This window comes from Kitasatospora sp. NPDC001225, assembly GCF_053597855.1.
Map to the genome: position 1 here is coordinate 1 of NZ_JBSFJC010000166.1, position 15142 is coordinate 15142.

The 15142-nt window shown below is 76.0% G+C and carries 9 protein-coding genes and 1 riboswitch; of the genes, 4 read left to right on the plus strand and 5 right to left on the minus strand.

The features are described from left to right. Positions 1-83: 83 nt before the first annotated feature. The 5 genes from ACWDCZ_RS34675 to ACWDCZ_RS34695 all read right to left on the minus strand — a co-directional run bounded on the left by ACWDCZ_RS34675 (position 84) and on the right by ACWDCZ_RS34695 (position 5036). Complete coding sequence (locus ACWDCZ_RS34675) at positions 84-1097, minus strand: ABC transporter substrate-binding protein (RefSeq protein ID WP_449817947.1); 1014 nt, start codon at positions 1095-1097, stop codon at positions 84-86. A gap of 86 nt (positions 1098-1183) precedes the next feature. Then, positions 1184-1389: riboswitch (cobalamin riboswitch) on the minus strand. A gap of 113 nt (positions 1390-1502) precedes the next feature. Then, positions 1503-2381: a shikimate dehydrogenase family protein gene (locus tag ACWDCZ_RS34680; protein WP_449817948.1), complete on the minus strand. Its 879-nt coding sequence runs from the start codon at positions 2379-2381 to the stop codon at positions 1503-1505. Position 2382: 1 nt separating this feature from the next. Further along, the gene (locus tag ACWDCZ_RS34685; protein WP_449817949.1) at positions 2383-3447 is read right to left on the minus strand and encodes a 3-dehydroquinate synthase family protein; all 1065 of its coding nucleotides are present in this window, start codon (positions 3445-3447) and stop codon (positions 2383-2385) included. A 69-nt stretch (positions 3448-3516) separates the two neighbouring features. Next, on the minus strand, positions 3517-4422 hold the full coding sequence (locus ACWDCZ_RS34690) for an ROK family protein (protein WP_449817950.1): 906 nt from the start codon (positions 4420-4422) through the stop codon (positions 3517-3519). A gap of 173 nt (positions 4423-4595) precedes the next feature. After that, entirely contained in the window at positions 4596-5036 is a 441-nt protein-coding gene (locus ACWDCZ_RS34695) for a type II 3-dehydroquinate dehydratase (protein ID WP_074003444.1), read from the minus strand. A gap of 162 nt (positions 5037-5198) precedes the next feature. Here ACWDCZ_RS34695 and ACWDCZ_RS34700 point away from each other — a divergent pair, with 162 nt between their 5' ends. The 4 genes from ACWDCZ_RS34700 to ACWDCZ_RS34715 form a co-directional block, all read left to right on the plus strand. Then, positions 5199-6365, plus strand: coding sequence for a DegT/DnrJ/EryC1/StrS family aminotransferase (locus ACWDCZ_RS34700; RefSeq protein WP_449817951.1), 1167 nt, complete (start codon positions 5199-5201; stop codon positions 6363-6365). A gap of 8 nt (positions 6366-6373) precedes the next feature. Beyond that, the gene (locus ACWDCZ_RS34705) at positions 6374-7480 is read left to right on the plus strand and encodes a Gfo/Idh/MocA family protein (protein ID WP_107418813.1); all 1107 of its coding nucleotides are present in this window, start codon (positions 6374-6376) and stop codon (positions 7478-7480) included. 171 nt (positions 7481-7651) lie between these two features. Beyond that, a complete protein-coding gene (locus ACWDCZ_RS34710) occupies positions 7652-8368 on the plus strand; it encodes an HAD-IA family hydrolase (RefSeq protein ID WP_079272307.1) in 717 nt (238 codons plus the stop codon). A 443-nt stretch (positions 8369-8811) separates the two neighbouring features. Beyond that, a partial coding sequence (locus ACWDCZ_RS34715; protein WP_449817952.1) for an AMP-binding protein occupies positions 8812-15142 on the plus strand: 6331 nt, incomplete at its 3' end.

Genomic DNA, 15142 nt, shown 5'->3' on the forward strand with positions numbered 1-15142 from the left:
TCCCGGCCCGCCTTGCTCACGTACTGGACGCGCTCGTTGATCAGGTGGACCAGCGGGCCGCGCGACGGGGTGGGGCGCGGCGGTCATGAAGCCGGGTGCAGTCGGCCCAGCCCGTCGGACACCCGGGCGGCACCGTCGGCGAGCAGCACACCGGGGGTCGACTCGGAGAACGGCACCGTCACGAAGGCCTTGCGCTGCACGGCGGTGAGCTTGCTCAGGACCGGGTCGTTCTCCAGGTAGTCGATCTTGGACTGGGCGGTGTCCCAGTCGGCGTCCGCGACCACGATGGCGTCCGGGTCCGCCGCGACGACCTTCTCCCAGCTCACGTTCTGCCAACTGCCGGGCAGGTCCCCGAAGACGTTGCGGGCGCCCACGGCGTCGAGCACGAGTTGGGGGCCGCCCTGGCCGGCGCCGACGAACGGCGTCTTGGTGTCCGAGTCGAACCACAGGACCTTCAGGCCCTTGCCCGCGGCCGTCGCCGTGAACTGCGCCAGCTGCTGCTCCTGCTGGCGCTGGATCGCGGCGGCCCGCTCCGGGACGCCGAAGACCTTGGCGACGTCGTTCAGCTCGCCCCACGCCGCATGCCAGGTCGTCGGCGGCACCTGGCTCTTGTCCGAGCAGCCGAACGGGGACAGGTACGACGGGACGCCCTGGCCGCGCAGCTCCTCCCGGGTGCCCGCGACCTTGTCGGTGAACGCGCTGGAGTAGGAGGCGTACAGGAAGTCGGGACGGGCCGCGAGGAGGTTCTCCTTCGTCGGGTACTTCTTGGAGAGCACCGGGACGGAGTCGTAGGCGGCCTTCCACTTCTCCGGGACGGAGTCGTCGAGGTAGGCGGTACCGGCCATGCGGGACTCCAGCCCGAGGGCCAGGGCCACCTCGGTGGCACCCTGGTTGAGCGTCACCAGCCGCTCGGGCGGCGCGCCGACCGTCACGGTGGTCCCGCAGTTGTCCACGCTGACCGGCGCGGCACTTCCGGTCGCCCCGCCGGACGCGACGGGCGCGGGGGCGCCCGCGCAACCTCCGAGCACGCCGACGAACAGCAGGGCCGCGACGGCCCGGCCGACACGTGTCGGACCTGTGGGATGTACGGGACGCATGGAGCGCGCGGAGCGCATGGAACGTATGGATCGGACCGGATGCGGGTACGGCTGACCGCTGGGCACGTGTTCTCCAAAACCCTCGTGGAACATGTCGCGCCGTGGCCGGTCTCCTGGCTTCCGCATCAACACGCCGCGACCGACCTTCCCGAGCGGCTCTCCCAGCCCGCCCAGTGGCCCTGACCGCTGGCGAAAGCCGGTCAGCGAGGGCCGCGGAACTCCGCGGCAACAGTGGCGAGGGCCGCACCGGAATCAGACCGGTTTCCCGAACACCACGGCGATGGCACGGTATCAGGCGTGGTCAGGTCGGTGGCGACCGGCCGGTGGGATGATCGTTTGGATCCTTTGCGGGGATGGGGGGAGGGAGCGGCCACGGGGGTCGGCCGGCTCCGGAGGGACGGGGGATCACCCCGGAAGGCGGAAGAAGGAGCGGTAGAGCGGCAGTTGCTCGGCGAGCATGTGGATGCCGGGGTGGGTGGCGAGGCCGAGGGCGGCGGCGGTGCGCAGCAGCGGGGTCTCGGCGGGCGTCATGATGATGTCGGCGACCAGCGCGCCGGGCGCCAGCGGGGCCGGGTCGAAGGGGAGCGGGTCGGCCGGGTCCAGGCCCAGCGGGGTGGCGTTGACCGCGAGGTCGACGCCGGAGGGCGGGCGCGGGGCGGCGGCCACGCGGCCGGGCCAGCGGGTGCCGAGCCGCTCCAGCAGGGCGTCCACCCGGCCCCGGTCGGGATCGGTCACGGTGAGTGCGGCGGCTCCTTCGGCGAGCAGGGCGGCGGCGATGGCGAGCCCCGCGCCTCCGGCGCCGGCCAGTGCCACCCGCAGCCCGGCCGGGTGGTGCCCGGCGGCGGCCAGGCCCCGGACGAACCCGGCGCCGTCGAAGTTGTCGCCGTACCAGCGGCCGTCCGGCTCGCGGCGCAGCGCGTTGGTGCTGCCCAACAGGGCGGCGGCGTCGCTGAGTTCGTCGGCATGCCCGCACATCGCCAGCTTGTGCGGGACGGTGACCAGCAGCCCGTCCAGGTTGGCGACGGCCTTCAGTCCTCGGACGACCTCGTCCAGCCGGTCCGCCGGGGCGTGCACGGGGACGAGCACGGCGTCCACGCCGCTCGCCGCGAACAGCGGGTTGAGCAGGGCGGGCGCCTTGGCCTGTGCGACCGGGTCGCCGAGCACCGCGAACAGCCGGGTGCGGCCGGAGATCGGCGGACGGGCGGCCGGCGCGTCGGGTGCGTCGGGGGCCGGTGCGTCGGGGGTCGGCAGGTCAGGGGTCGGCAGGTCGGGGTGAAGGGACACCTCAGGCCTCCCCGGCGGCGGTGCGCGGCATGGCGTCCAGCGTGCGGGCGACCAGTGACTCGGGGACGTCGCTGACGAGTTCGGCGCCGCGCGGGCCGTCCAGGACGAAGGAGAGCCCGTCGACGGCCTTCTTGTCCAGCCGCATGAGGGCGATCAGCGCCCCGGTGCCGACCTCCGGCGGCAGCGCGGTCGGCAGCCCGTAGTGGGCGACCACCTCGTGGTGCTCGGCGACCCGCTCGGGGCCGATCCGGCCGAGCGCGCCCGCCAGCCGGCCGGCGAAGACCGTGCCGACGCCGACCGCCTCGCCGTGGCGCAGCCGGAAGTCGGTGGCGCGTTCCAGCGCGTGGCCCAGGGTGTGGCCGTAGTTGAGGATGTGCCGCAGCCCGGTGTCGCGCTCGTCGGCGGCCACCACGGCGGCCTTGCGGGCGACGCTCGCGGCGATCTGCTCGGGCAGCGGCAGGTGGCGGAGGTCCCCGGCGCCGATGAAGTGGCAACGGGCGATCTCCCCGTAGCCGTTGACGCGTTCGCGCGGCGGGAGGGTGTCGAGGTAGTCGGTGTCGCAGAGCACGGCGGACGGCTGCCAGTACGCGCCCACCAGGTTCTTGCCCTCCGGGAGGTTCACCGCCGTCTTGCCGCCGACGCTCGCGTCGACCTGGGCCAGCAGCGAGGTGGGCAGGTGCACCACGGGCACGCCCCGGTGGTACAGCGCGGCGGCGAGCCCGACCGCGTCGGTGGTGGTGCCGCCGCCGCAGGAGACCACGGCGTCCGCCCGGCCGAGGCCGAACGCGGTGAAACGGCTGCACAGTTCGGCCACCCAGGCGAGGGACTTGCCCTCCTCGCCGTCCTTCGCCTCCACCACCAGGGTGTCGAGACCGGTGTCGGGCAGCCACTCGGCGGGCCGGGCGCTGACCACCGCGACCCGGCGGGCGCCGATCCCCGCGAGCACCCCGGCCAGCCGGTGGCGGGCGCCGGGGCCGATCAGCACCGGGTAGCCGCGCTCACCCAGCTCCACGTCGATGCGCCGCAGCCCGCCGTCCGTACGGACGAGGGTTTCTGTCGTGGTCAACTCGGCTCCCAGGGCTGGTCGGTGAGGTGGTGTGCGGTGTCGCTCGATGGGGGTGTGGCCGGGTGCGCTTCAGGCAGCGGGCTGCAGTCGCGCCAGCGCGAGGGCGCCGTGCAGCGAGGACAGCCCGCCGAGCACGGCCGGCCGGATCGCGGGGACCGGGCCGCCGGGGCGGGCCAGCGCGGCGGCGTGCGCCTCCACCCGCGCCGTGAAGCCGGGCAGTCCGTCGGCGAACCCGCCGCCCAGCACGGTCAGTTCGGGGTGGAATAGCTCGCCGAGCGAGACGGCCGCGGCCGCCAGCGCGGCGCAGGTCTCCTCGACGGCCTCCACCGCCCACGGCGCGCCCTCGGCCAGCCCGGACCGCAGCTCCGGGTACTCGACCGGCGCGCCGCGCAGCAGTTCCGCGCGCCGCAGGGTCGCCGGACCGGAGGCGGTGGCCTGCAGGCAGCCGCGCCGCCCGCAGTCGCAGACCGGGCCCCGGCGGTCGACGATCAGGTGGCCCGCCTCGCAGGAGCCGCGCCCCTGGCCCGGCAGCGGCGCGCCGCCGTGCACGACGCCGCCGCCGACGCCCGTCCCGACACCCAGGTAGACCACGTGCCCGGACCCGGTGTGCACCGCCTCGGCGAGTGCGGCCAGGTCGCCGTCGTCCGCCCAGGCCAGGGCGGCGGCGGGGAAGAGCCGCCGCAGTGCCGGGACGAGGTCGAAGCCGCGCCAGTCGGGGCGGCCGGGCCAGGCGAGCACCCGGCCGTCCGGGCCGAGGGTCGCGGGCACGGCCACCCCGACCGCCGCGAAGTCGCCCTCCCAGCGCTCGCGCAGGTCGGCGACCGTGCCGGCCAGCGCCGTCCAGTCGGCGTAGGCGCCGGCCACCCGGGCACCGGGCCAGCGCAGCACGGCCTCCTCGGTGCGGACCGGCCCGCCGGGCGGGCCGTCCTCGGCGCGCAGCGCCACCTTGGTGCCGCCGATGTCGATGCCGAGCACGCCCCGGGCGGCCGTCGGGGCCTGAGCCGTGGGGGCCTGGGCCGTGGGGGCCTGCGGCGGCGGACCCTGAGCCGCGGGGCCCTGAGCCGTCGGAGCCTGAACCGCGGGACCCGGCGCCGCCGCGGCCCGCGTCGTCGTGGTGCCCCCTGCCGGGGCGCCCGTCGCGAAGCCCATCAGGACGCCGGGACCTTCGCCAGCAGCGCCTGCGCGGCGAGCCGGTAGCCGAGCGCGCCGAGCCCGACGATCACGCCCGAGGCGATCGGCGCCAGTACCGACTCGTGCCGGAAGGACTCGCGCGCCCAGACGTTGGACAGGTGCACCTCGACGAACGGCCGCGGGTAGGCGGCGAGCGCGTCGCGCAGGCCCCAGCCGGCGATCATCAGCGCGCCCGGGTTGACGATCGCCCCGACGGAGCCGTCCCAGGCGTCCTGCACCGCCTCGATCAGCTGACCCTCGGACTCGCGCTGGACGGAGACCACCTTCCAGCCCCGGCCGGCCACCTCGGCGGCGACCGCGGCCTCGATGTCGGCCAGGGTGTCGGTGCCGTAGACCTCCGGCTCGCGGCGGCCGAGAATCCCGAGATTGGGGCCGTTCAGCAATAGCAGTTCGCTCATATTCCGGTTATAGCAGCGAATTCCCCGGACGAAACCGGAGTGGGTTGCCGAACTGCAGGACAAGGGCTTTGTAGGGGGGTGCGTAGGGGAGGTGACGGGCCGGATTTCCTGGGTTAGCGTCCCGTTCCACGGTCCCCCCGACAGGAAAGGCTGCGCGGAATCATGAGTGCCCAAGGACGTCCGGCCCCGGAGTTCCCGGTCTGGCCCCAGTACGACGATGCCGAGCGCGAAGGACTGCTCAGGGCCCTGGAGCAGGGCCAGTGGTGGCGGATGGGCGGCAAGGAGGTCGACACCTTCGAGCAGGAGTTCGCCGAGTACCACGGCGCCGCCAAGGCGCTCGCCGTCACCAACGGCACCCACGCGCTGGAGATCGCCCTCCAGCTGCTCGCTGTCGGCCCGGGCACCGAGGTCATCGTGCCCGCGTTCACGTTCATCTCCTCCTCCCAGGCCGCCCAGCGGCTCGGCGCCACCGCGGTGCCGGTCGACATCGACCTCGACACCTACAACCTGAGCCCCGAGGCGGCCGCCGCCGCGATCACCCCGCGGACCCGGGCGATCATGCCCGTCCACATCGCCGGCCAGATCGCCGATCTGGACGCCCTCGACAAGCTCGCCGCCGACTCGGGCGTCTCGATCGTGCAGGACGCCGCGCACGCCCACGGCGCCCGCTGGCGCGGCCGCCGGGTCGGCGAGCTGGGCTCGATCGCCGCGTTCAGCTTCCAGAACGGCAAGCTGATGACGGCCGGCGAGGGCGGCGCCGTCACCTTCCCGGAGACCGCCCAGTACGACGAGGCGTTCCTGCGGCACAGCTGCGGCCGCCCGCCGACGGACCGGAAGTACTACCACCAGACCTCCGGCTCCAACTTCCGGCTCAACGAGTTCTCCGCGAGCGTGCTGCGCGCCCAGCTCGCCCGCCTGGACGGCCAGATCAGCGTCCGCGAGGAGCGCGCCAAGCTGCTCAAGAGCCTGCTGACGGAGATCCCCGGTGTGGTGCCGCAGGGCCACGACGAGCGGGCCGACCGCGTCCCGCACTACATGGCGATGTTCCGGGTGCCCGGCCTCGGCGAGGACCGGCGCAACGCCCTGGTCGACGACCTGATCGCGCGCGGCCTGCCCGCCTTCGTGGTCTTCCGCGCCATCTACCGCTCGGACGGCTTCTGGGAGTCGGCCGCGCCCGACACCAGCGTCGACGCGCTGGCCAAGGCCTGCCCCAACAGCGAGGCGCTCACCGCCGACGGCATCTGGCTGCACCACCGCACCCTCCTCGCGAGCGAGCGGGCGATCGAGGACACCGCCCAGATCATCGCCGACGCCCTGGCCGCGGTGTGAACGCGCGGGTGAGCACCGCCGGACGGGGGCCGGACGCCCCGGTGCGGGTGGCCGTCGTCGGCCTCGGCTGGGCGGGCCGCACCATCTGGCTGCCCCGGCTGACGGCCCACCCGGCCTACCGGGTCACCGCCGTCGTCGAGCCCGGCCCCGGCGGCGCGGAGCACGTGCCGGCCGGCGCCGCGCTCCTCGCCGACGCCGACCTGCTCGGCCCCGACGTCGACCTCGCGGTCGTCGCGGTGCCCAACCACCTGCACACCCCCGTGGCCGAACGCCTGCTCGCCCGCGGCATCCCGGTGTTCCTGGAGAAGCCGGTCTGCCTCAGCTCCGCCGAGGCGGACCGGCTGGCCGCCGCCGAACGCGCCGGCGGGACCGTCCTGCTGGCGGGCAGCGCCGCCCGCTACCGGCCGGACGTCGCCGCCCTCACCGAGCTGGCGGCGGACCTCGGCCCGATCCGCCACGTCGACCTCGCCTGGGTCCGCGCCAGCGGTGTCCCCGACGCCGGCGGGTGGTTCACCAGCCGGCGGCTCTCCGGCGGCGGCGCCCTGGTCGACCTCGGCTGGCACCTGCTGGACACGGCCCAGGCCGTGCTCGGCGGCGACGTCCGGTTCCCGTCGGTGCTCGGCTCGCTCTCCGCCGACTTCGTCAACGACGGCAGGCGCGGCGCCGGCTGGCGCGGCACCGAGGGGCCGGACGGCGCGGGCGACGTCGAGGACACCGCCCGCGGCTTCCTGCTCACCGACACCGGCGTCTCGGTGGCGGTGCGGGCGAGCTGGGCCTCCCACGAGTCCGTCGACACCACCCGGATCACCGTGGAGGGCGCCACCGGTTCCGCGACCCTGGAGTGCACCTTCGGCTTCAGCCCGAACCGCCGGGTCCCGCGCCTCACCCGGACCCGCGACGGCGTCACCACCGAGGTCCCGCTGCCCGGGGAGAACGTCGGCACCGAGTACGTGCGCCAGCTCGACGAGCTGCCCGCCGTGCTCGCCGACCCGGCCTCGCGCGGCGCGGCCGTGAAGCGCGCCCACCACACCATCTCGGTCATCGAGCGGCTCTACGCGGCGGCCCGCGCCCCGCGGCCGCGGCTCGCCGACGAGGCCGCGGCGCTCGCCGTCTGACCGTCGTCGGGGTCCGACTGCCGTCCCCGCCGTTCCCGCCGTTCCCCGCCGAGCCGCGGCTCCACCCGAGCAGCCCCGTGCCCCGGCCCCGGAGGCCGTGCCCATCCCCTCGGCCCCGGGGCGCCAGGCCCGGTCACCCGTCCGGGCAGCCCCTCGTCCCATGGAGATCCCATGCCGATCGACCAGCTCGCAGCCACCGCCCCGACCACCGGGCCCGACGGCCACGCGCTCGCCGCCCGCTCCCCGCTGCGCGCCGTGGTCTTCGACCTCGACGGCGTCATCGTCGACAGCTTCGACGTGATGCGCCGGGCGTTCCTCACCGCCTACGAGGAGGTGGTCGGCGACGGCAACCCGCCGTTCGAGGAGTACTGCCGCCACCTCGGCCGCTACTTCCCGGACATCATGCGGATCATGGGGCTGCCGCTCGCCCTGGAGGAGCCCTTCGTCCGGGAGAGCTACCGGCTCGCCCCCCAGGTCACTGTGCACGCCGGGGTGCGGGAGCTGCTCGTCGACCTCAACCGGCGCGGCATCCGGCTGGCCGTGGCCACCGGCAAGAGCGGCCCCCGGGCCCGCTCGCTGCTCGACCAGCTCGGCCTGCTGCACCACTTCGACCACGTGCTCGGCTCCGACGAGGTCCCCCGGGCCAAGCCCGCGCCCGACATCGTGCTGCGCGCCCTGGAACTGCTCGACGTGCCGGCCGAACGGACCGTCATGGTCGGCGACGCCGTCACCGACCTGGCGAGCGCCCGGGGCGCCGGGGTCGGCGCGATCGCCGTGCTGTGGGGCGAGAGCGACGAGGCGGCGCTGCTCGCCGAACGGCCCGACGCGGTGCTGCGCCGGCCCGACGACCTGCTCGCCCTGCTGCCCGAACCCGTCCCGGCCCACTGACCGGCCGCGATCCCGCCCCACCCGGCCGCCCCACCCGGCCGCCCCACCGGCCGGTCCGGGCCGGTCCGCCCTCCCCGCCCCGCCGCGCCCACGCCCGGCGGGGCGGCGCCGTTCCCACCCACCGCTCAGCCGCGGCCGTGCCCGCTACCCCTGCCCCGTCCACCGTGATTAGGGCCCGTATAGGGGGTCGGATAGGGGCGGCCCGGAGCCCCCGCCGCACGAGACTGTGACCGGCGGGAATTCGCGTACGGCCGCCCCGGAAAGGCCGCCCGGCAATTGCGCCGGCCCCGTACCGCGAAATTCCGGCCCGGAAATGCCATCCCATTCCGCCGCCGCCCACCCCCGGTGCCGGGCGGAAATCGAATGCCCCCGCCCGAGGCCCGAACCGGGCCGACCGGAACAGACCCCGAACCGACCCTGAACCGACCCAAGGAAGTGACGGCATGTTGCGCACCGAGCTGATCCGGCCGCTGCCCGAACTGCTGGCCGAGCACGCCCGCGACAGCTCGGACAAGACCGCGTTCCGCGACGCCGTCCGCGGCGTGACCTACGGCGAGCTCCACGCCCGCACCGGCCGGATCGCCGGCCACCTCGCCGACCTGCGCCTCCAGCCCGGCGACCGGGCCGCGATCCTGCTCGGCAACAGCGTCGAGGTGGTGGAGGCCTACTTCGGCATCCTGCGCGCCGGCGCCATCGGCGTCCCGCTCAACCCGCACGCCACCGAGGCCGAGCTCACCCACCTGCTGGACGACAGCGGCGCCCGCGTCGTCATCACCGACGCCGCCCGCGCCGCCGGCCTGGACGCCCTCGCCCGCGGCCGGGCCGACCTGCGGGTGATCGTCACCGGCGAGGGCCCCGTCCCGGCCGGCACCCTCTCCTTCGAGACCCTGGCCGGCACCGACCCCGCCACCCCCGCGCGCGACGACCTCGGCCTCGACGACCCCGCCTGGATGCTCTACACCTCCGGCACCACCGGCCGGCCCAAGGGCGTGCTGTCCACCCAGCGCAACTGCCTCTGGTCGGTCGCCGCCTGCTACGTGCCGGTGCCCGGCCTGAGCGCCGAGGACCGGGTGGTCTGGCCGCTGCCGCTGTTCCACAGCCTCTCCCACATCGCCTGCGTACTGAGCGTCACCGCCGTCGGCGCCACCGCCCGCATTCTCGACGGCTTCGCCGCGCGGGACGTCCTGGAAGCCGTCCGCGAGGAGTCCGCGACCTTCCTGGCCGGCGTGCCCACCATGTACCAGCAGCTGGTGCGCGCCGCCCGGGAGGACGGCTTCACCGCGCCGGCCCTGCGGATGTGCCTGGTCGGCGGCGCCATGACCACCGCCGCGCTGCGGCGTTCCTTCGAGGAGGCGTTCGGCGCGCCGCTCATCGACGCCTACGGCTCCACCGAGACCTGCGGCTCGATCACCGTCAACTGGCCCACCGGCGCCCGCGTCGAGGGCTCCTGCGGCCTGCCCGTCCCCGGCCTGGGCGTGCGCCTGGTCGACGTCGAGACCGGCCTCGACGCCGCCGACGGCGAGGAGGGCGAGGTCTGGGTGCGCGGCCCGAGCGTGATGCTCGGCTACCACAACCAGCCCGAGGCCACCGAGCAGGCGCTGCGCGGCGGTTGGTACCACACCGGCGACCTCGCCCGGCGCGACGGCTCCGGCTACTTCACCATCACCGGCCGGATCAAGGAACTCATCATCCGCGGCGGCGAGAACATCCACCCGGCCGAGGTCGAGGAGGTGCTGCGCGGCGTGCCCGGCGTCGCGGACGTCGCCGTCGTCGGCAAGCCCCACGAGGTGCTCGGCGAGGTGCCGGTGGCCTTCCTGGTGCCCGGCCCCGGCGGCCTCGACCCGGAGGCCCTGCTGGCCGCCTGCCGGGAACGGCTCTCCTACTTCAAGGTCCCCGAGGAGCTGTACGAGACGGAGCGCATCCCGCGCACCGCCTCCGGCAAGATCACCCGGCACGTGCTGCTGGACGCGCCCGCCCGGCTGCGGGCCGCCGGCGGCAGCCACTACGAGCACCTGTTCCGCGTCGACTGGCTGCCGCTCTCCTCCGTCCCCGGCGCCCGTTCCGCCGCCGGCACCTGGGCGGTGCTCGGCGCGGACGCCTTCGGCCTCGCCGACGCCCTCGGCGCCGCCGCCCACCCCGACCCGGCCGCGCTGGCCGCGGCCGGCCCGCTGCCCGATGCCGCCGTGCTCGGCGTCGGCGCCGGCCTGCGCACCCCCGGGCCGCTCGCCGCCGACGTCGAGGAGGCCGTGCGCGCCCTCGACGGGCAGCTCACCGCCTGGCTCGCCGAGGAACGGCTCGCCGACACCGTGCTGGTCGTCGTCACCCGGGGCGCCGCCGGACCGGGCGGCGCCACCGACCTCGTCCAGGCCGCGCTGCGCGGCGTGGTCCGCGCCGCCCGGGTGGCGAACCCCGGCCGGTTCCTGCTGGTCGACCTCGACGCGGAGGAGAACGCCGCCGACGCCCTGGCCACCGCCGTCGCCTCCGGCGAACCCGAACTCGTCGTCCGCTCCGGCGTGGCGCTGCGCCCGCGCGCCGCCCGGGTGTCCGCCGCGCTCGCCCACGGCGAGCCCGGCGCCCGCTTCGACCCGTGCCGCACCGTCCTGGTCACCGGCGCCGACGGGCCGGCCGCCGCCGCCGTCGCCCACCACCTGGTGGCCGGCCGCGGCGTGCGCCGGATCCTGCTCACCAGCCCCCACGGCCCCGCCGACCGGGCCGCCGCCGAACTCGCCGGGCGGCTCACCGCCGCCGGCGCCGAGACCACCCTCAGCGCCCTCGACCTCGCCGACCGCGACGCCCTCGCCGACTGGCTGGCCGGCCCGGGCACGCGCTTCAACGCCGTCGTCCACACCCCCGGCGCGGCCTTCCCCGGCCTCGGCGCCGCCCTCGCCGCCGCCGTCAACCTGCACGAACTGACCGCCGGCACCGAGCTGTCCGCCTTCGTCGTGCACACCCCCACCGTCGGACCGCTCGGCACCCCCGGCGCCCCCGGGGAGGCCGCCGCCGCGGCGTTCCTCGACGCCCTCGCCCACCACCGCAGCCGCCACGGCCTGCCCGGCCTCGCCCTCATCACCGGCCCCGCCGACGGCGACGGACGCCCCGTGCCGCCCGGCCTCGGCCGGCTCACCGCCCAGGAGAGCGCCGCCGCCTTCGACGCCGCCCACCTGGCCGACCACACCTCCCTGCTGCTGCTCCGGCTCGACCCCGAAGGGCTGGACGCCCTCGCCCCGCAGGACGTCCCGGCCCTGCTGCGCGACCTCATCGACACCCCGGCCGGCCCGAGCGCCCCGGACACCGCGACCGCCGCCGCGCTGCGCCGCCGCCTGGCCGCCCGATCGGCCGCCGACCGGCAGCGCGAGCTGCTCGACCTCGTCCTCGCGGAGACCGCCGGGCTGGCCGGCGACGGCCCCGACCCGATCCGCCCCGACGGCCCGTTCAAGGACCTCGGCTTCACCTCCGCCACCGCCGTCGAACTGCGCGGCCGCCTCACCGCCGCCACCGGCCTGCGGCTGCCCGCCACCCTCGCCTTCGACCACCCCAACCCGACCGCCGTCGCGGCCTTCCTGCTGAACGCGCTGACCGGCCGTCCGGCCACCGCCGCCCGGCCCGCGCCCGTACCGCGCACCGTGCCGCCCGCCGAGGACCCCGTCGTCATCGTCGGCGCCGCCTGCCGGCTGCCCGGCGGCGTCGCCTCCCCGGCCGACCTGTGGCGGCTGGTCGCCGAGGGCACCGACGCGATCACCCCCTTCCCCGCCGACCGCGGCTGGGACCTCGACGCCCTCTACGACCCGGACCCGGCCGTCCCCGGCACCTCCTACGCCCGCCACGGCGGATTCCTGCACGACGCGGGCGAGTTCGACGCCGCCTTCTTCGGGATCTCCCCGCGCGAGGCGCTCGCGACGGACCCGCAGCAGCGGCTGCTGCTGGAGACCTCCTGGGAACTGCTGGAGCGCGCGGGCATCGACCCGACCTCGCTCAAGGGGCAGCCGGTCGGCGTCTACGCGGGCCTGATGTACCACGACTACGCCACCGACCTCGCCGAGGTCCCGGACGGCCTGGAGGGCTACCTGGGCACCGGCAACGCCGGCTCGGTCGCCTCCGGCCGCATCTCCTACACCCTCGGCCTCGAAGGCCCGTCGGTGACGGTGGACACCGCCTGCTCCTCCTCCCTGGTGGCCCTGCACCTGGCCGCCCAGGCGCTGCGCGACGGCGAGTGCACGCTCGCCCTGGCCGGCGGCGCCGCGATCATGGCCCGGCCCACCTCCTTCGTCGAGTTCTCCCGCCAGCGAGCGCTCTCCGCCGACGGCCGGGCCCGGGCCTACGCGGACGGCGCCGACGGCACCGCCTGGGCCGAGGGCGTGGGCCTGGTGCTGCTGGAGCGGCTGTCGGACGCCCGGCGGTTGGGGCACGAGGTGCTGGCCGTGGTCCGGGGTTCGGCCGTCAACCAGGACGGCGCGTCCAACGGCCTGACCGCCCCGAACGGCCCCTCGCAGGAGCGGGTGATCCGGGCGGCCCTCGCCAACGCCCGGCTGACGGCCGCGGACGTCGACGCCGTCGAGGGGCACGGGACGGGGACCTCGCTGGGCGACCCGATCGAGGCGCAGGCGGTGCTGGCCACCTACGGGCAGGGCCGTCCGGCCGAACAGCCGCTCTGGCTGGGGTCGTTGAAGTCCAACATCGGCCACACCCAGGCGGCGGCCGGTGCGGCCGGGGTCATCAAGATGGTGGAGGCGCTGCGGCACGGCGTGCTGCCGAAGAGTCTGCACATCGACACACCCACCTCGAAGGTCGACTGGGACTCGGGTGCGGTCGCGCTCCTCACCGAACGCCGCGACTGGCCCGAGGTCGACCGGCCGCGCCGGGCCGCCGTCTCCTCCTTCGGCGTCAGCGGCACCAACGCCCACGTGATCCTGGAGCAGGCCCCGGTCGGGGACGCCCCGCAGCCGGAGGTCGAACCGACCGGTGCCGCACTGCCGTTGGTGCTGTCGGCCGCCTCCGAGGACGCCCTGCGGGCCCAGGCCGGCGCCTGGGGCCGGCTCCTGGCCGAGCAGCCGGACACCGGCCTGGCCCGTACCGCCCGCACCCTCGTCACCGCGCGGGCCGCGCTGGAGCAGCGCGCCGTGGTGGTGGCCGCCGACCGTGCGGACACGGTGGCGGCGCTGGAAGCGGTGGCACGGGGGGAGGAGGAGGCGGGTGTCGTCTCCGGCCGGGCGGAGGTGAGCGGCCGGTCGGTGTTCGTCTTCCCGGGTCAGGGTTCCCAGTGGGCTGGGATGGGGCGTCGGCTGCTCGCGGAGTCGGCGGTGTTCGCGGAGGCGCTCGGTGAGGTCGACAAGGCTCTGAGGGCTTATGTCGACTGGTCGTTGCTGGATGTGGTGAACCAGGTGCCGGGTGCCGCTTCGTTGGAGCGGGTGGATGTGGTGCAGCCGGTGTCGTTCGCGGTGAACGTCGGCCTGGCGCGCCTCTGGGCGTCGCTGGGTGTGGTGCCGGACGCGGTGGTGGGTCACTCGCAGGGGGAGATCGCGGCGGCGCACGTCGCGGGCATCCTCTCGCTGGAGGACGCGGCGGCGGTGGTGGCGTTGCGGTCGCAGGCCATCGCGCGGGGTCTGGCCGGACGCGGCGGGATGGTGTCGGTCGGGTTGCCGCTCGCCGAGGTGATCGGCACGCTGCCGGACGGCGTGGAGGTCGCGGCCGTGAACGGTCCGTCCTCGGTGGTCGTCGCCGGTGACCCGGCCGCGCTCGACACCCTGGTGACCGGGTACGAGGAGCAGGGCGTGCGGGTGCGCCGGATTCCGGTGGACTACGCCTCGCACACCTCGCACGTGGAGTCGATCGAGGCCGAACTCGCCGAGCTGCTGGGTTCGGTGAAGCCGCAGCCGGCCGTCGTCCCGTTCCTGTCGACGGTCGAGGGCCGCTGGCTGGAGGGCCCGGAGTTGGACGCCGGGTACTGGTACCGCAACCTGCGGCAGACCGTCCGCTTCGCCGAGGCCGTCGACACCCTGGCCGGTGACGGTTTCCGGGCGTTCGTCGAGGTCAGCGCCCACCCCGTGCTCGCCCACGCCGTCGTCGAGGCCCTGGAGGAGGCCGTGCAGGCGCCGACCGTCGTCACCGGGACCCTTCGGCGCGAGGACGGCGGCTGGGACCGTGTCCTGCTCGCCGCCGCCGAACTCCACGTGCACGGCCTGCCCGTGGACTGGTCCACGGCCTTCCCGGACGCCGCCCTCCTCCCCGCCTCCGAGCTGCCCACCTACCCCTTCCAGCACCAGCGCTACTGGCTGGAGACCCGCCCCGCCACCGACGTGGGCGCCGCCGGGCTGGCGCCCGTCGGGCACCCGCTGCTGGGCGCGGCGGTGCAACTGCCCGAGGGCGGGGCGCTCCTCACCGGACGGCTCGACCCGAAGGACCACCCGTGGCTCGCGGACCACGCCGTCGCCGGCACCGTCCTCGCCCCGGGGGCCGCGCTGCTGGAGCTGGCCTCGCGGGCCGGCGACGAGGCGGGCACGCCCACCGTCGAGGAGCTGGTGATCGAGGCCCCGCTGCTCGTCCCCGGAGGCGGCGCCCTGCAGCTGCACCTGCGGGTGGACGTGCCGGAGGACGACGCCGCCGACGGCCGGCGGCCGTTCGCCCTGTACTCGCGGCCCGAGGACGGCGAGGGCGGTGCCTGGACCAGGCACGCCACCGGCTTCCTGGCCGGCGAGCAGGCGCCGGACACCGCCGCCCCCGGCGCGTGGCCGCCGGCCGGCGCGGAGCCGGTCGCCCTGGACGGCTTCTACGAGCGGC